This is a genomic window from Vibrio nomapromontoriensis (genome assembly GCF_050337205.1).
Lineage (GTDB): Bacteria > Pseudomonadota > Gammaproteobacteria > Enterobacterales > Vibrionaceae > Vibrio > Vibrio nomapromontoriensis.
Map to the genome: position 1 here is coordinate 438,751 of NZ_JAKJSS010000009.1, position 15,612 is coordinate 454,362.

Genomic DNA, 15,612 nt, shown 5'->3' on the forward strand with positions numbered 1-15,612 from the left:
AATCAGATTGAACAGATTGAATAGCCTTATAGCGGCGGTAATTCATGGCCTTCTTTGGTTAACCTTGCACTTCCAATTAATCCGATAACATGGCTTGAATCCCAAGAACTCGATTCATTGCGCTCTAATTCGCCAGTGAGTGATAAACGACTCATCTCAGTAAGCTGCGCTTGAATTTGTGCCACGGTTGATGCCGACAAACCTTGGTTCGACTTAATCCACATATGGAAGACAGACTGCGCCTCAATGGCTCGGTTATCTTTGATGGCTTGTATTAAGCGCTGCTTGATAGGCAAATTGCTGTCGCCAGTTTGCAGAGTTTCAACGTTTGAACGTGGTGCGTGTTTGCTTGCCCTGTACCACATGAATGTCGAAAATAGCCAAAGCATCGCCAAAATGCCACTTATGTATGGCCAAAGCCCAGGGTCTTTGACCACTTCTGCAGGGGGGGGTACATCTGCTGGCGCAAATGAAATCCCGGTTTCATCGCTTTGTTGCACGCTAACGGTTAATCCGGGAGATGTAGATTGGTCAGCGAGGTTCGTGGTGGTATTCCACCAATTCACCGTGATCTTGGGTAACTCATAATCCCCCGCTTGTTTGGCAATTAATACTTGTTTGGTGGTCATGGTGACTGAACCATCACTATTTTCGGTAAAGGTAGGTTTTTCCGGATAGACGCGAAACGCGTTTGGGTTTTTTATCGAAAGGTTAGGGAGCTGGTTTGCCGTCAATCCCATCGCAGTTAATGTGATGGTTCGAGTGAGCGCATCGCCTGTCGCCATTTCAGTGTCATTAGACGACACAAGGCTGCCATCAGCACGTTGCCAAGATTGTGTCATTGAAAGTTTGGAAGTGGGGAGCCAAATACCTTGATAGTTCTCAGGAATAGGGTGCACTGTTATGGCAAGTGTCGGTGCTTTGTGGTTTAGAGTGAGTATTTTAGTCGACCCACTCCGATTATTACCATAGAGCACTCCGCCACTGAGTGTTGGGGCCTGAAGAGTAAACTCACCAGCGTCTTTCGCTGTCACTCGATATTGTTGATCAATGATCAATACATCAACACCGTCTAATACGGCTTGGTATTGCTTTGGCTCTCCAATCGCGTCTAACGATACGCCATTGGCGATAGGTTGAACTAGTTCAGGGTTTTGTAACAGGCGAGGGTCTACTTTAACGATAATCCGCACGTTTAATAAGGTGCTTTCTTTAGGAAATAGTTGCTGCTTGCCGATTTGTGTTCTGACCTCAATCATATCATCGGTGGTTGGCGTTTGTTCATCAATTGTCACAGACAGTGTGATTGGCGCCGTTTTCACTCCATCAACATCAAAGCTTGGAATGACAATTTTTCCTATCCGTTGTGGTGCAATGGCAATAGTCCACACACTACTGTCCGTTCGCGAGCCGTTTAAAATGTTAACGGAAGAACTAAAATTGGCGCGACCAGTATAGAAGTCACCGCTCAGTGCATCAAAAGAGACCTTATTCCCATCGAGTTTTTCGTCGGCGACCACTCGCAGTTGAATGACTTCATCTTTACTGACTTTGGTTTTATTAACGCTAGCGGTCACGTTCAAAGCCCAAGAGGGAAAGCTGATAAGCCCACACAAGGTGAGTAATAAGCTTAGGAGCAAAGGATGCAATTTCATGTTTTTCATTACCAGTTTTTCCCTTGAGCTGTCGGTTGTTCTCTATCTCGAGCTTGTAATAACATTTGGGCTTGAATAAGGCGGCTCGGATCTCGCGCGGATTCTACCTGTTCGAGTTGACGCAATTCTGGATCTAGCGCCTCTAATTGATCGTGCTGCGATATGGCATTATTGCTCTGTGTGTCGCTGCTGGTGTCCGCTTCTTGGGCATTCTTACCTGCCTGGGCGTCGATCGTTGAGTCTTGCTTATCCGCTAGGTTTTGTTCATCGCTGGGTTGTTGTCCTTGCGTATTGTTAGGCTCGTTGTCTTCGCTTGCTTCTTGTGTTGACGACGGCTTTTGCTCACGATTTGCCATGTTGTTTTCTTTTGAAGATTCGGCTTGTGAAGAGTTAGCCGAAGAAGAATCCGCCTGCGACGTGGAATCTTGATCGTTTTGTGATTGTGAAGCGTCGGCATGGTTTTCTTCACTATTGCCGTTTTTATTATTCTGTTCGGGTTGCCCTTGCTGGTCTGTTGAATCAGAATCTTGCTGTTGCTGTTGCTGTTGCTGTTGCTGTTGCTGTTGCTGTTGCTGTTGCTGCGCTTGTTTAACCGTCGCTAAATCTTGCTGCGCTGCCAGGTTGTTAGGCTCACGTTCGAGTACGGTTTCATAGCTTGAAATGGCGTTATCAAAATCCCCATTTTGGGCGTACGCATGAGCCAAGTTGTTAATGTCTTCGGTCGTATTGAGTGATTGCCATGCTTGAATTGCCCCGGCATAGTCACCCGCTTCATATTTCGCTGCACCTTGCCATTGCGCATCGGTGAATTCGTTCGCCGCTTGCTCAAAGCGTTTGTCTTGAAAGGCACCATACGCATTCTGGTCACTATTTTGAAACCAACCAGCGATGGGGGAAGCCTCCACTGGGGAGGGGCTGGAAACGAGTACGATAAAGAATAGAGGCAGAGTGAAGATCAATCCTTTTCTAAATAAAGGCAGCATGAGTAATAAGATGAAAGGCAGTAACCAAATCCCGTTGTTAACATGAGTGGTGACCGATTGATCAGCGACCTCTTGCTGCACCTCGTTATCAAACGAGGGGTTTATTGCGGTACGGACAAGTTGCTCAATATCGTTATTATTGCTTTGGTAGGCGCTAAACTGACCAGCGTTTATGTTTGCGACTTGTTTTAGAGCTTGGAAGTTGGTCTTCGCAACCACCGTTGTCCCAGCTTTATTTTTTAATAATGAACCATTTGGAAGCGGAATCGGTGCGCCAGCTTTAGACCCGAAAGCTAACACTGATAGAGTCCAATGGCCATCGCTTAACAACGCTTTAATATTGGATTGCTCTTTCTCGCTAAGGTCATCTGAAAACAGAACGATTTCCCCCTGTTTTGCCCCCCCTTGTTTCATCATAGTTATGGCTTGCTGTACTGCGAGATCAGCGCGCGCCCCTTGAATAGGCATAATGTCAGGCGAAAGGTGCTGAATCAGGTTTTTTAATGTGGCAGAATCGGAAGTGAGTGGACTTAAGGTATAGGCGTCACCCGCGTAAGCGATGAGACCCGTCTGCCCTTGCTTTAATAGCGGCAGTAGATCCTGAGCCTTATATTTTATCTGGGCAAGTCTACTGGGTTTAATGTCATTAGCATAAACAGATTGAGACATATCCAGCACCAACACTCTCGCGTCGTTAGTTTGCGAGGCAGGTACGGCGTGTTTTTGAAAGCTCGGTCCGGCGATGGCAATTATGACGATAACGATCAGTACCGAAATCCCAGGTAAACGTAAATAGTGCCCTGATTTCGCTTGAGTAAAATAAGCGGCTAAATGAGGGGCCATCAAAGCATTCGCTTGCCCACTGCGTTTTAACCAGCTTAGCAAAGCTAAGCCTATGAACGCAGGGAGCAGTAACCATAAAGCCTGCGGATGAAGGAAAATAAAGTCAGACATCGTCTCTCCTAATGAAAAGTAACGCGCTCAGCAACATCAGTGCGACTAAAGCAGGTAACCAAAACCATTCGGTTTGAGGTCGCCAACTTTGAGACGCTTGAGTGATCGGTTGCAGCGCGTTAATCGTGTCGTAAATTTTGCTAAGATCTTGTGCGTTTCTGGCTCGAAAATACTCGCCGCCAGTCATGGTTGCGATTTGAGTTAGGGTTTCTTCGTCTAGATCTTCAGCAGTATTCACAGTTCGAGTCATGAAAAAGTCTTTCACCTGCATCTCGCCAGCACCGACACCGATGGTGTAGATCGTTGTCTGGTATTTTTTTGCAATTTCAGCCGCTTTAATGGGGTCGATGACTCCTGCGTTGTTACTGCCGTCGCTGAGTAAGATCATCACACGTTGCGGAGCATTGCCGTCGATAAAGGTTTTTGTCGCCAGCCCAATCCCTTCGCCAATCGCGGTTTGTGTACCGATTAACTTCAATACAGTCTGATCCAGTTGACGCTTGATGGTTTCTTTATCAAACGTTAGTGGCGTTTGCAGGTAGGCATGGTCAGCAAAATAAACTAACCCAATACGATCGCCTTTGCGCTTATCGACAAAGTCAGAGACGACGTGTTTTACCGTGGTAAGTCGGTCTATGTATTCGCCTTGATAAGCCATATCTTCTTTACTCATTGAGTAAGAAAGATCGATAACTAACATCATGTCTCGATGTTTGGGCTGGATCTCAATGGGTTCTCCAAACCAAACAGGGCGAGCGCTGGCGATGACGAGTAGTAACCATGCGCTAATCGTTAAAAACTTCCCCACATTTTCCACTCGATTGACTTGCTTTGGAAGTGCAGTCAAATGTGGAAGGATGACGCGGGTCGAAGGGATATTCGGCGCCAGTATTCTATGAGCAAAATAGGGCAGTGGAGTGAGTAAGAACATCCACCACCATTCAAATGACAGTGACATGATTAGCCCCTATTCCAATTGCGATATTTCCGCTTTGGCGGTAGTGCTTGTTGAATCCAACGCTCACAGTCTGCGATTAAAGTATGACCTTCCAAGCTTGGATGCGAGACCGTCGGCAGGGCGTTGTTTTCCTCTTGAACTTGCTCTTTGACATCAGTATTTGCTCCGCCATTGAGCGTTTGAGCGCGAGGGGAGCTATAAGCATGTTGCGAGCAGTAAAGCGCCTGATTCCATAGTGCTTGGTTGGGAGAAAAGATGTCCTCCGCCAATTGTGAATCTAAGAATTGATACCAGCTCTGTCCACTCAACTTCGCAATATCTTGCCTTGGGTAGTAACTCAGCGCCGCTTGTCGGACGACCTCTATGGCGGAAGAAGGGGTTAAATTGTGGCGCTCTATCTTAAATAAATTAAGTGCTGCACGTTTAGCTCGCGTTTTCTGTTTGTTGCGTCGGTACCAAAATAGCGAACAGACGATAATGAAAGCGAGGATTAATCCTGATATCCAACATCCCGGCCCAAGTGGCCACCATGATGGCGCAGTCGGTAGGGTAAGGGGACTCAATTCTAATGGGTGCGATATAGTTTGTTGGGTCATGATTGGCGTTCTAAAATTTGCTGAAGTAGTGGCGCGCCACTGGAAATTTGCGATAAATGTATCCCAAACGACGCGAGCTCATATTGAAGGCGGCTGTGATGGTCGAGATACGCTTGTTTGATAGCTGAACGAGTGCGGTCGCTACTCATGTTTAGTGTCATTTCATCGGCTTTGCCGTGAACGCGTTGTAGCCCTTTGCTGTTGCACTCGGCTATTTCTAGTGGATCGTATATTTGAATCGCACGCACTCGATTATGCTGAGAAAGGCGTTTAACGGTGTCAAAATCGTCGGTTGTCGAGGTAGAAAAATCACTGATAAGCACGACTTCACTACCTTTTCGGCAAAGATTGCTCAGCGCATCAAACGCCCGCGTTTTTACTTCGCTTTGCTTTTGCTGCGTGAAGGTGAGTTGCTGCTCAGCAGACGTTGTCGTATTTGGTTCTAGCAGGTGGTTGTGCGTAGAAGCAATGGTGTTCAGGAGTTGGAAAACCGCGCCTTTTGATGCAGAAGGTCGTAATTCAATAAGCCGATCCTGAGTACGAATCACTGCCCCGACACGGTCTTTATTCGCAACGGCGACCCAACACAAAAGGCTAGCTAAATGGCACAGCTGCACAGACTTAAGGAGCAGTTTGGTGCCACTGAATAGACTCGGTGTTAGGTCAAGAAACAAGACAACGGGTCGCTCTCGCTCTTCGGAAAATAGTTTAGTGTGAACCTTGCCCGTGCGCGCCGTAACCCGCCAGTCTATTTGCCTCACATCATCGCCAGCTTGATATTGACGGACTTCAGAAAAAGTCATACCACGTTCTTTGTGGAGGCTTAAATGCGCGCCGTTAAGCTGTGACCATAAACTTTTTGCTGGTGGTTGCCATCGCTTGCCATGAGTTTGGTAAAAGGCAAGTTCGTCTACGGTTAGGCTAACACCGTTACAGGTAGGTAAGTGCCCTTGCTCAATCGCCTGCTGTAAAGGACTCACTTGGTTAGATTGACGTCGAAAAAACATAACTGCATACCGCCTAAATGTTCGTTACGCAGAAGCAACAGTGCTAAGAAGCTCGTCAACCACATCATTTCCGGTGATCCCTTCGGCTTGAGCGTGGTAGCTAAGTAGCAAGCGGTGGCGCAGCACAGGGTAGATGACGGCATGTACATCTTCTGGGCTAACGAAGTCTCGCCCGGCTAACCAAGCATGGGCACGGCTTGCTCTATCTAATGCGATTGTGGCTCGTGGGCTCACGCCCATTTCTAGCCATTTTGCTAATTTGTCGCTGTATTGAGTGGGCTGACGAGTCGCGACAATCAGTCGAACGATATAGCGTTCAATAGTGTCTGCCATATGAATAGAGAGAACTTGCTGGCGAGCCTTGAAAATATCCGATTGTGAAATGGCTTGTTGTGGTTGCATGGTATGACCAAGTGCCTCGCCACGATTGAGCTTGAGGATGGCTAACTCGCTCTCTGCATCCGGGTAATCGACTTCAAGATGCAATAAAAAGCGGTCTAGCTGTGCTTCTGGTAAAGGGTATGTCCCTTCTTGCTCAATTGGGTTTTGTGTGGCCATCACAAGAAATAGCTCGGGTAATGGGTAGGTGGTTTGCCCTACACTGATCTGTTTTTCGGCCATTGCTTCAAGCATGGCAGCTTGTACTTTTGCCGGTGCGCGGTTGACTTCATCCGCAAGCAGTAAAGAATGGAAAATAGGGCCCGCTTTAAATTCGAACTCGCCACTTTCTGGGCGATAGATATCAGTACCAGTTAGATCGGATGGCAGTAAGTCTGGTGTAAATTGGATACGATGAAAGCTGCCTTCAATACAATCTGCTAGTGCTTTTGCTGCCCTTGTTTTTGCGAGTCCTGGAGGTCCTTCAACAAGAATATGCCCGTCGGCGAGTAGGGCGATGAGCAATTGTTTTACCAACGCTTCTTGGCCAATGACTTGGGTCTCAAGGTAACCTTGGAGTTGTTGAAAGGCTTGCATAGGCATGTATTATTTCCTTCTTATCGATAGCTAGCCACGACAAATGACATAACGGGCTTATATAAATCATCTAGACGTATTAAGTAGAGGCGTTACGGTTCACAAAGTTCCATCTGTTATGTCATTGTTTTGTCAAGCTAGTTATGACGTTTGTCGAATTTGCGATACCCGATAATGTAGGGCGTTAGAGAGGATTGTTCAATCCCCTTTGAATGAATCTATAGCAGAGAATATGCATCCGTCATAGTAGGTGTTATGTTTGGGTAAGGTATGTAGGAATTACAGACGTAGATAGTACGTATTTTGTACGAAAGCTTTTAGCATTTGTAGGCGAAATAGCTATTTTCTGACACGCTTTGCATTCTGTGACCTTTATAAAGATAGAGGGATTAGACTTGTCGCTAGCCTCGCTATTGTAAAACCAGTAAACTAGCCAGAATTTTAAGCATCTTATTGATGAAATTTCATATTGGTAAAATTAGTAAAGGTAATGGGTTATGAGTGATTTTGAGAAAGAACTAGAAGCAATGTCTGTTCAAACAGAAGGAGAGCCAGAAGTGTCTTTACCGTCAATTGAAGAGCAACGTGAAATCGCGCAAACACTGAAGAAGTTGGAAGAAGAAGGCAAGCTGACGCCAGAAATTTTAGAGCAATACTTTGGTAAGTTTAGCGAAAAGAATACAGCCCCTCTTCACTAATCAGTACCACGAATTCTAGGCTACCCTTGCGGTGTTATCATAGCACCGCCATTTATCCGCTTAATATGAATCAATTCGACTACACTTAGTAATTATGTTGGGTAGTCATAGATCTAACCAATGACTTAATAATGATAAGAGATCTCATATCTGAGACGATGACTATAATTTACTGATAGTTATAACATTAACTTTGTTCTTCTCGTGAATGTCTTAAATGCAACACTTGACGAAAGTAAATAAGAGGTTAACTTTAGAGTTACTTTTCGGGAATCCACGCAAACAAGGGAGTGTGTTATGCCGACCGTAGAAGTTGAGACCCGACAAGCGATTTTGTTGGCGGAAAATAACCTACAGTCAAGCTTACTGAAAGATTCAATAGAGCAGAAGGTTGATCTTAGTATCAAGCTTATCTCTCCAGATCGACTCAGTAGTTGTAAGCTTAGTCTAAAAGAATATCATTTCGATATCGTTATTGTCGATCACCCGGCAATGACGGAGAAACATATAGAAAGATACCAAGACTTGCGAGAGCATCTTTCTGCTGATGTCCAAGAAATTCTAATCAATACGTCTCCTGAGCTTTCCCATGCAGATATGTTAAAGTGGCAGCATTTGGTGGGTATTTTTTATTCAACTGATAACCTCGATAAGCTGGTTACGGGCTTTGAGTGCATTTTGCGTGGTGAAATGTGGATGAGTCGCAAACTGGTGTTTGAATACATCAAGTTTTATCGTGGCCGTCAATGCGCCAAAACCAGTCCTTATTACTCCAAGTTAACGAAACGCGAGCAGCAAATTATTAAGTTACTGGGGGATGGTGCGTCTAATACGCAGATCGCAGATTCGTTGTTTGTTAGCGAGAACACAGTGAAAGCACATCTACACAACACCTTTAAGAAAATAAAAGTGAAAAACCGTCTACAAGCCTTGCTATGGGCAAAAAACAATATTGCATCTAACGAATTTGTTTAAGTGATTGAGGCTCGTGTTTAAAGCGCATACCACGTGAATGATGTGAATAGAAGAGAGGTGACTCCCTTCTATTGTTTTTCAATTTCTCCTTCTTATCTCTACATATTTTAGAATTCATCAGTAATTAATGTTTCGTTATGGTAGCGCTCAGGTTTTTAGCTAGAGATTACCAATGAAATCCCTGTTTGCTTTGATGGTATTTACCCTCGTTCAATTTTCTGCTGTAGCATCGCCGTATAAAGCGGGACAGCACTACCTTACCTTAACGCATGCCCCAAGCATTGAGCCTCAGGTCATGTTATTCCACTCTCCATTTTGCGGACCTTGTGCCATGGTTCATGGCCCTATTATGCAAATTGTTAAAAAACACAATGCGACTTTTAGGGAAATTATTGTAGGTGTCGGCCCGGTTGGGCGTGATGTGCAAGAGGCGTTTATTGTTGCCAAAGAGCAGGGGCTAGAGAAATCATTCATTGAGGAATTGATTCACAGAATTCATTTTCGCGCTAATCACGCCCCTCAGTATAGAGAGGATTTTGTTGAGGTTCTTGATACGTGTGGTGTGCAACAAGACAAATTTGAAAGTCGTTGTCAGTCAGTGAACGATCAAGTAGAAGATTTTAATCGGCTAGTGAAAGCTTATCGTATTAATGCCACACCTACGATTGTCGTTAATGGCAATAAGCAAGTAGTGTTGCATCGGCTTAATAGTTTTGAGGACCTCGATGCATTAATCGCGGAGTTACTAGCATCATGATGGAACAAGATTTTGCGGTAACGATGATTTGTTTCAGCGTACTTTGTGCACCAGCCGTGTTGGGCGGTTTCCAATCAAAACGGTCGTTAACTTGGTGCTTCAATGCCTTGAGTGCGGTCTGTGTCGGTATCGCGTATCATTACCCTTATCATCCTATGGTTTATCTGCCAATGCTGATGTTAGCCGTGACAAGCTGGCTCTTTGCAGTAGGATTCGCAATTAACCAGCCTTAGGGTGTAATTAACTTTATGGCCAGTTCCCATTGATCAAGGGTAAAAAAATAGGGCTACGGGTAATATCCTTTTTCCGCATAGCCCTATTTGTTGCTTATTGTTTTATCTACCGTTTATCGTCTTAAACACGGTTATAGAATCTCGGTTTTTGCATTAGAGTACTTTGCAATAATGGGATTAGAATTTGCGTCAGGGTCGCTAGACGACCACATGCCACGCTCCATTCCTTTGATGATTAGATGAATGACTGCTGCATCTATCGCTGACATAATGGCGATGTTAACAGGCTCGTTATTACTGTATCCCATTTCGACTTCTAGTAGCTCTTTGTAGTCGATGAATCGGAATGCGCCTAGCCCAAGTTCATGAGACGAAATTGTCTTAGAGGTTGTGATACTCAATAGTACTTGCCCGTTTCGAACGTCAACGGCTCTAAGGTTGACGGTAACTTGATCCGTTCGGTACTGACCAGATGCGCCGATGCCCAAATACTTAGCGCCGACTCCACCGGTACGAATATTAGAATCGTAAGCCACAATTCCACCTTCAATCACCACGTTTGCCGAGTTGAGTGAAGAAAGGCCGGCTCCGTGATTGGAAATAACCTTATCTTTTTTCTGAGCAGCACGAATGATTTTCCGTTCTGTTAGTAGGTTTTGTAGCCCTTCTCGCTCTAGAGGGATAAACCACTTTGAATCCAATAGTGACGTCGTTAGTAACGAGGTGCCTCCTTGGGGCACCGCAGTAGAGAAATTACTATTCGGTTGCGGTTTATATTGACCTGTTTGGTCCCTAAAATCATAGACTGAGACAAGAATTTTACCTGCGGGCTTGGGTAGTGAGATCAAATCGGTATAGGTTGCGCCGCGAGGCATCAGTTTTGGCTCTGCGGAGGTATCGGGTATATCCAATGATGTTGCACAGCCCCCAAGCAATAAAGCCATACATAAATAAAAGAGACCTTTCATAATACTATCCTTGTAATTTTAGAGGTCGGGATTTAGGCCAGAAACCTGAATTTCCGTTGATTCACCTGTGGACTTATCGACAATTTGCACCAGAAGTGAACCGTTTGAATCAACAATATTGAGGAAGAAGTCATCGGTTTCGAGTTGACCGGTATTGCCGTTACCGACATCGGCAAGCAGTTGACTAATTAAGCGAGACTCTAGGCTTGAGGCGAGCCTATCGAGTGCGCTTTCTTCTTCAAAGTCAAAGCTTGACGCGTTAGGGTCCTTATAATCATTTATCGCAGTAGCATGATTGATAAGAATGGTACTGTTTAGGGGGTTCCCACCAAAGCTTGGGTTGATAGGGGTATAAACAAGTTCACTCGCATACGTTGTGCTAGTAGCTATGACAACGATGAGTGCGATAATCGGGGTTAAATGTTTCATCCTTGTATCCTTAAACTTAGAATTCTTCATGATCGAGATCGTAAGTGTCTTGAAATAAGCGCTCAGCTTCCCAACGAACGATGTAGTTGCTGACAACACGAATAGCATCATTTGCGCGGTCTTTTGCTTGCTGGCGACCAGGGGAAAGTGCGGTGCGGTAAATAACTTTTCTTGAATGAAATACTTCAATGATGCTGCCAGATAAAGCAGTAGGAATTTCTGATACGGTTAGGTTTTCTTTGAGTTCGGGGTAGGTGTCATTAAGACGTTGTGCGAAGAAAAAATAAAAATCTTCTCCTAGACGAGTGATTGTTCGGTCGACAATCAGCCCATCCACTTCATTAAAATTAGTGAATCCAGCTTTATCTCCAGAGTCTTGTTCTAGTTTTTGATTTGACTCGATTGAAGATTTAGATTTTTCTGCAGGTTGGTTAAGCAGGCTCCGACCTTCACCCACTGCTGATGAACTAACAACCCACAATAGAGTTACAGCGTAAATGAAACTGAATAGTGGTTGGAATTGAAAGATACAAGTTGCACCGACTGAGAACCTATCCTTCATATAGGTATAGGCGTTATGTTGCTTGTGCCTTGTTAAGCGCCATATGCTTAGGTTTATCCTTTTACCTGAAATATTCCACATACCCGAAATCCTTTTCTTGGTACTTTATCGGTAGATATTTTTGCTTTCTTTATCATCGTTATTAGATATTAAAATTATAAATATTAGCCGTGATGTGAGCCATAAACTATAGCGTTAGAAATAGTATAAATAATATAGATCGAAGGTTTCTAATTGATAGGAGGGTGTAGATATAAATGATGCGACTATGTGAGGAAAATTCTATTTTAGTTTATGGTTATGTTTCCTTACCTACTTTAATCTTTAGGTGAATATTACAAGGTAGTATCGCATGTGGTTTTATTTGGTTTATATCTTACTATCACCTATAGGGAAATTGAACCAACATGGTTATTAAAATGTATACGATGGAAAGATTGTGGAGTTATTTTATCGAAGCTTTAAAAATGGCAGTCTTCTGTGTGTTTACGTTGTTCTTTTCTTCAGTAGCCAATGCTTCAATCTCTTTTGATTTAAATGGAGAGTTTGGTGATTTTGGTAATGGAATAAGCAACAGTGACCTCATGGAATTTGATGAACTGAGTGTGGCTACGAGTAGTAGCGGTTATAGTAATTATGCAAAAGTGGTTGTGTCAAACTCTCAGTATAATCAGTCTATTATAGAACAGGAAGGAGGAGGCTATAGGAGTAATGGTGCGGTGATTATACAATCAGATACCATGAATAGTCAGGCTTCGATAAGGCAGGACGGTCAAGCAAATCTTGCGATGGTTAAGCAGTCAGGTCACGACAACTCGGCAAATATTAAACAGCACGGGGTTGGTCATCATGGGTTGGTTGTTCAAGATGGAGAATATAATATAGCAATATTGAATCAATATTCAACGGCTTATTCTTCTTATTCTGGTAGCGATATAAGTCTTAACCAAACCAATGATAATAACATTGCTTTTATAGTTGATGGAGGTGGATCTAATTATGGTGTTAATCAAGATGGTGGCGACCAAATATTAATTGTCGGCGCATCTAATATGGGTATTTATGTGAATCAAACAACACCTTGATTTGAATCGCGTAATCACAAGTGCTTCGTAAGGAAGCGAATTTTAGACAATATAGGAATTATTGCTATGAAAAAACTAGCACTTTCAATTTCAGCATTATTGGTTTCGGCATCAGTGGCTGCGGTACCGACCGTTCCCGGTGTCTCTAACGTACATATTAAGAATGCAGTAGCGAGTTATTCATTACCTGCAGGGGATAACTCAGCCCTCGTCTTGATGGACGGTGGTGATTGGGGGGATGTCTCAATTGTTCAAGGCGTTGTTCCATTGAGTGATGGTAATCTAGCCGTTGTTGATTACACTGGCAGTGGTAATGATAATAATACGACGATTAAGCAACATCGTGAAGATAATAATGCCCTTGTTCAAGCGTGGGGTGATAGTGGCCATAACGATGTCGAAATCATCCAAAACGATGATGCAAGAGCATGGGTGAGATTTGGTGGAGACAGTGACGGTAACGATGTGGAAATTTTGCAAAGAGGGTCTAGTAACCAAGCTCGTGTTGCAATGCGTCAAAACAGTGATGATAACAGAGTCGATATAGATCAAAAAGGTTCAAACTTTAAAGCGAATGTCGGAGCTAGAGGCAATAGTGATGACAATGAAGTTTATATTTTGCAAAAAGCGGGTCACAGTAACTCTTTAGCTGAAGTGTCGTTTAACAATGCGAGTCACAATGACGACAACAACCAGTTTAATAGTACGTCAGGTATTTATATTAGCCAAACAACAGGTGATTATGCCGGCGTATTTATCTCTAATGCCGATCATAATGCGGTGTACATTAAACAAAACTAATGACTTGTCTTCTCGTAGCAATAAAAACGGCGCTTTGCGCCGTTTTTATCGTTTGTCTAACGATAAGTTTTGATATTAGTGCGTCTGTAATGAGTGGTCCTTTAATGTGTTTGGTCACGAAAGAATATGTGCAGATTGAGCCTAATCGAGGAGCAAACAGTGGCGTTTTAACCATTGTTACTCACCATCGCAACACGTTGAGGGTAGACAGCAGCAACGGGGTTGTTCGATATAGGTTGGGTACGACACAATTTCCATTGGAAGTGTTGGATGAGAATAGCGGACGTCGCTGGATTGTGAATGCTGATTGTACGAAGCAGGTAGAAAAGAAAATCCCCTAACTTCTATGAAGTTAGGGGATAGCTTACAAGCCAAAGTGGTTTAAATATTGGCTATTCTTGCACTCTATAAACCGGCTTCTTTATACAGGCGGCGACAAGCACGACCATCACTGTGGAACAAGTGGCAACGGTGAGCTGGAATACCGATAGCGAATCTATCGCCCGTTTCAACAGATAGAGTGTCAGGTTGACGGAAAATAACGTCCGCGTCGGCGCTTTCAAGGTTAAGGTAGACTTGAGTTTCGTTGCCAAGTTTTTCAACGATCATCACTTCCCCTTCAACTTTGGCGTCGGCTTCATCTGCGAGAAGAAGATGCTCAGGGCGAATTCCTAGTGACATGCGATCACCACGGTTAACCGTTGTACCATCAACGGGAATCCAGAAAGAATCACCGTCAGATAGCTGAACTTTTACTCGATCTGCTTCAGCGTCATCAATGAATACGCTCATGAAGTTCATTTTTGGTGAGCCAATGAAGCCAGCAACAAAACGGTTTTCAGGGTAGTGATACAATTCTAAAGGCTTACCAACTTGAGATACCCAACCGGCGTCCAACACCACAATCTTATCAGCCATGGTCATCGCTTCTACCTGATCGTGTGTGACATAAATCATGGTGCAACCGAGCTGGCGTTGTAGCTTAGTGATTTGCGCACGCATATTGACGCGAAGAGCGGCATCTAAGTTGGATAGCGGTTCGTCGAGTAAGAATAGGTTAGGTTGAGACACCAAAGTTCGGCCGATGGCGACACGTTGACGTTGCCCACCAGAAAGTGCCTTAGGCTGGCGCTCTAAAAGGTGACCAAGTTGTAGGATTTCAGCCGCGTGTTCAACACGACGGTCTATTTCAGCTTTATCGGCTTTCGCTAACTTAAGACCAAACGACATGTTGTCATATAGGTTTAAGTGAGGATAAAGGGCATAAGATTGGAACACCATACCAACGCCACGCTTTGACGGTTCAACGTCATTCATGCGCTCGTCACCAATATACAAATCACCGGACGTGATGTCTTCCAAACCTGCAATGCAACGTAGTAGCGTTGATTTACCACAGCCCGACGGTCCAACAAAAACAACAAATTCACCTTCGTTGATTTCTAGGTCGATGTTTTTGGAGATCAGTACGTCGCCGTACGCTTTACTAACATTTTTTAACGTGACACTCGCCATGTAGCTCGTCCTCGATTCGTTTTATTTCTTTTTGCCGGTCATTATAGAGATAATTGAACCGCTAATAATAGGAAATTGGTCAGTGAGTATGGGAAATTTTGTGTTGCCACAGAATAATGCAATGCATCGATTTATTGCTCAAAGTCCCTGATGGAAAGAAAAAGGGGTGGCGTCGTACGATAACGCCACCCTCAACGCTAAGAAGTCGTCAGTATCCCCCGACTCAGACCGAATGCATCCCCCGTAAACTAAATTACTTATTGCATTTCAACCTGGGTCTACTTAACGATGCCAGCGATGTAAAACCAGCGCTCTAACCTATATGGCTTTAACCTATATGAGTCTGCTGGAAAGGGTTCTTACCATCCACTCTTGGATGACTGCAGTTTCCTAGAATCAGGTAATCTAGACATCCTCCCGTAAGAAATAATTATAGGGGGAGTAGTAGGGGAGTAGGGGGC

17 protein-coding genes are annotated in these 15,612 nt (G+C 44.1%); 7 read left to right on the plus strand and 10 right to left on the minus strand.

From position 1 onward, the window contains the following. Positions 1–26: 26 nt before the first annotated feature. The 6 genes from L4D05_RS13015 to L4D05_RS13040 are packed head-to-tail and all read right to left on the minus strand — an operon-like array spanning position 27 to position 7,134. Complete coding sequence (locus L4D05_RS13015; RefSeq protein WP_428794276.1) at positions 27–1,664, minus strand: BatD family protein; 1,638 nt, start codon at positions 1,662–1,664, stop codon at positions 27–29. Further along, entirely contained in the window at positions 1,664–3,592 is a 1,929-nt protein-coding gene (locus L4D05_RS13020; protein WP_428794277.1) for a VWA domain-containing protein, read from the minus strand. The genes L4D05_RS13015 and L4D05_RS13020 overlap by 1 nt, the downstream gene beginning before the upstream one ends. Next, complete coding sequence (locus L4D05_RS13025; protein WP_428794295.1) at positions 3,585–4,553, minus strand: vWA domain-containing protein; 969 nt, start codon at positions 4,551–4,553, stop codon at positions 3,585–3,587. Before L4D05_RS13025 ends, L4D05_RS13020 begins: the two co-directional genes overlap by 8 nt. Then, on the minus strand, positions 4,553–5,146 hold the full coding sequence (locus L4D05_RS13030; RefSeq protein ID WP_428794278.1) for a DUF4381 domain-containing protein: 594 nt from the start codon (positions 5,144–5,146) through the stop codon (positions 4,553–4,555). The genes L4D05_RS13025 and L4D05_RS13030 overlap by 1 nt, the downstream gene beginning before the upstream one ends. Then, a complete protein-coding gene (locus tag L4D05_RS13035; protein WP_428794279.1) occupies positions 5,143–6,153 on the minus strand; it encodes a DUF58 domain-containing protein in 1,011 nt (336 codons plus the stop codon). Before L4D05_RS13035 ends, L4D05_RS13030 begins: the two co-directional genes overlap by 4 nt. A 24-nt stretch (positions 6,154–6,177) precedes the next feature. Continuing rightward, the gene (locus L4D05_RS13040) at positions 6,178–7,134 is read right to left on the minus strand and encodes an AAA family ATPase (protein ID WP_428753201.1); all 957 of its coding nucleotides are present in this window, start codon (positions 7,132–7,134) and stop codon (positions 6,178–6,180) included. A 491-nt stretch (positions 7,135–7,625) separates the two neighbouring features. On the opposite strand from L4D05_RS13040, the gene L4D05_RS13045 reads away from it, so the two are divergent. The 4 genes from L4D05_RS13045 (at position 7,626) to L4D05_RS13060 (ending at position 9,791) form a co-directional block, all read left to right on the plus strand. Next, positions 7,626–7,826, plus strand: a complete 201-nt coding sequence (locus tag L4D05_RS13045) for a restriction endonuclease subunit S (protein ID WP_428794280.1) — start codon at positions 7,626–7,628, stop codon at positions 7,824–7,826. A 297-nt stretch (positions 7,827–8,123) separates the two neighbouring features. Beyond that, the gene (locus L4D05_RS13050; protein ID WP_428753205.1) at positions 8,124–8,801 is read left to right on the plus strand and encodes a LuxR C-terminal-related transcriptional regulator; all 678 of its coding nucleotides are present in this window, start codon (positions 8,124–8,126) and stop codon (positions 8,799–8,801) included. 172 nt (positions 8,802–8,973) lie between these two features. Continuing rightward, positions 8,974–9,558, plus strand: coding sequence for a thioredoxin domain-containing protein (locus tag L4D05_RS13055; protein WP_428753206.1), 585 nt, complete (start codon positions 8,974–8,976; stop codon positions 9,556–9,558). Continuing rightward, positions 9,555–9,791, plus strand: coding sequence for a hypothetical protein (locus tag L4D05_RS13060; RefSeq protein WP_428794281.1), 237 nt, complete (start codon positions 9,555–9,557; stop codon positions 9,789–9,791). The genes L4D05_RS13055 and L4D05_RS13060 overlap by 4 nt, the downstream gene beginning before the upstream one ends. A gap of 131 nt (positions 9,792–9,922) precedes the next feature. Here the strand turns inward: L4D05_RS13060 and L4D05_RS13065 are convergent, their stop codons facing one another. The 3 genes from L4D05_RS13065 to L4D05_RS13075 are packed head-to-tail and all read right to left on the minus strand — an operon-like array spanning position 9,923 to position 11,591. Next, a complete protein-coding gene (locus tag L4D05_RS13065) occupies positions 9,923–10,759 on the minus strand; it encodes a CsgG/HfaB family protein (RefSeq protein WP_428794282.1) in 837 nt (278 codons plus the stop codon). An 18-nt stretch (positions 10,760–10,777) separates the two neighbouring features. Beyond that, positions 10,778–11,188 (minus strand): curli assembly protein CsgF, encoded by a 411-nt coding sequence (locus L4D05_RS13070; RefSeq protein ID WP_428753211.1) that lies wholly within the window; start codon positions 11,186–11,188, stop codon positions 10,778–10,780. Between the two features lie 16 nt (positions 11,189–11,204). Continuing rightward, positions 11,205–11,591: a CsgE family curli-type amyloid fiber assembly protein gene (locus tag L4D05_RS13075; protein ID WP_428753231.1), complete on the minus strand. Its 387-nt coding sequence runs from the start codon at positions 11,589–11,591 to the stop codon at positions 11,205–11,207. 578 nt (positions 11,592–12,169) lie between these two features. Between L4D05_RS13075 and L4D05_RS13080 the strand changes: the two genes are divergently transcribed. The 3 genes from L4D05_RS13080 (at position 12,170) to L4D05_RS13090 (ending at position 13,977) form a co-directional block, all read left to right on the plus strand. Beyond that, positions 12,170–12,835: a curlin subunit CsgB gene (locus L4D05_RS13080; protein ID WP_428794283.1), complete on the plus strand. Its 666-nt coding sequence runs from the start codon at positions 12,170–12,172 to the stop codon at positions 12,833–12,835. A 66-nt stretch (positions 12,836–12,901) separates the two neighbouring features. Beyond that, entirely contained in the window at positions 12,902–13,636 is a 735-nt protein-coding gene (locus L4D05_RS13085; protein WP_428794284.1) for a curlin repeat-containing protein, read from the plus strand. 89 nt (positions 13,637–13,725) lie between these two features. Further along, positions 13,726–13,977, plus strand: a complete 252-nt coding sequence (locus L4D05_RS13090; protein WP_428794285.1) for a hypothetical protein — start codon at positions 13,726–13,728, stop codon at positions 13,975–13,977. A gap of 64 nt (positions 13,978–14,041) precedes the next feature. On the opposite strand, the gene malK is transcribed toward L4D05_RS13090, so the two are convergent. Further along, positions 14,042–15,151: a maltose/maltodextrin ABC transporter ATP-binding protein MalK gene (gene malK / locus L4D05_RS13095; RefSeq protein WP_428753217.1), complete on the minus strand. Its 1,110-nt coding sequence runs from the start codon at positions 15,149–15,151 to the stop codon at positions 14,042–14,044. Between the last annotated feature and the right edge of the window lie 461 nt (positions 15,152–15,612).

Bases quoted from the DNA above. Each gene is read 5' to 3' on its own strand.
- L4D05_RS13015 (WP_428794276.1), bottom strand. From the start codon at position 1,664: ATGAAAAACATGAAATTGCATCCTTTGCTCCTAAGCTTATTACTCACC.
- L4D05_RS13020 (WP_428794277.1), bottom strand. From the start codon at position 3,592: ATGTCTGACTTTATTTTCCTTCATCCGCAGGCTTTATGGTTACTGCTC.
- L4D05_RS13030 (WP_428794278.1), bottom strand. From the start codon at position 5,146: ATGACCCAACAAACTATATCGCACCCATTAGAATTGAGTCCCCTTACC.
- L4D05_RS13035 (WP_428794279.1), bottom strand. From the start codon at position 6,153: ATGTTTTTTCGACGTCAATCTAACCAAGTGAGTCCTTTACAGCAGGCG.
- L4D05_RS13040 (WP_428753201.1), bottom strand. From the start codon at position 7,134: ATGCCTATGCAAGCCTTTCAACAACTCCAAGGTTACCTTGAGACCCAA.
- L4D05_RS13045 (WP_428794280.1), top strand. From the start codon at position 7,626: ATGAGTGATTTTGAGAAAGAACTAGAAGCAATGTCTGTTCAAACAGAA.
- L4D05_RS13050 (WP_428753205.1), top strand. From the start codon at position 8,124: ATGCCGACCGTAGAAGTTGAGACCCGACAAGCGATTTTGTTGGCGGAA.
- L4D05_RS13055 (WP_428753206.1), top strand. From the start codon at position 8,974: ATGAAATCCCTGTTTGCTTTGATGGTATTTACCCTCGTTCAATTTTCT.
- L4D05_RS13060 (WP_428794281.1), top strand. From the start codon at position 9,555: ATGATGGAACAAGATTTTGCGGTAACGATGATTTGTTTCAGCGTACTT.
- L4D05_RS13065 (WP_428794282.1), bottom strand. From the start codon at position 10,759: ATGAAAGGTCTCTTTTATTTATGTATGGCTTTATTGCTTGGGGGCTGT.
- L4D05_RS13070 (WP_428753211.1), bottom strand. From the start codon at position 11,188: ATGAAACATTTAACCCCGATTATCGCACTCATCGTTGTCATAGCTACT.
- L4D05_RS13080 (WP_428794283.1), top strand. From the start codon at position 12,170: ATGTATACGATGGAAAGATTGTGGAGTTATTTTATCGAAGCTTTAAAA.
- L4D05_RS13085 (WP_428794284.1), top strand. From the start codon at position 12,902: ATGAAAAAACTAGCACTTTCAATTTCAGCATTATTGGTTTCGGCATCA.
- L4D05_RS13090 (WP_428794285.1), top strand. From the start codon at position 13,726: ATGAGTGGTCCTTTAATGTGTTTGGTCACGAAAGAATATGTGCAGATT.
- malK (WP_428753217.1), bottom strand. From the start codon at position 15,151: ATGGCGAGTGTCACGTTAAAAAATGTTAGTAAAGCGTACGGCGACGTA.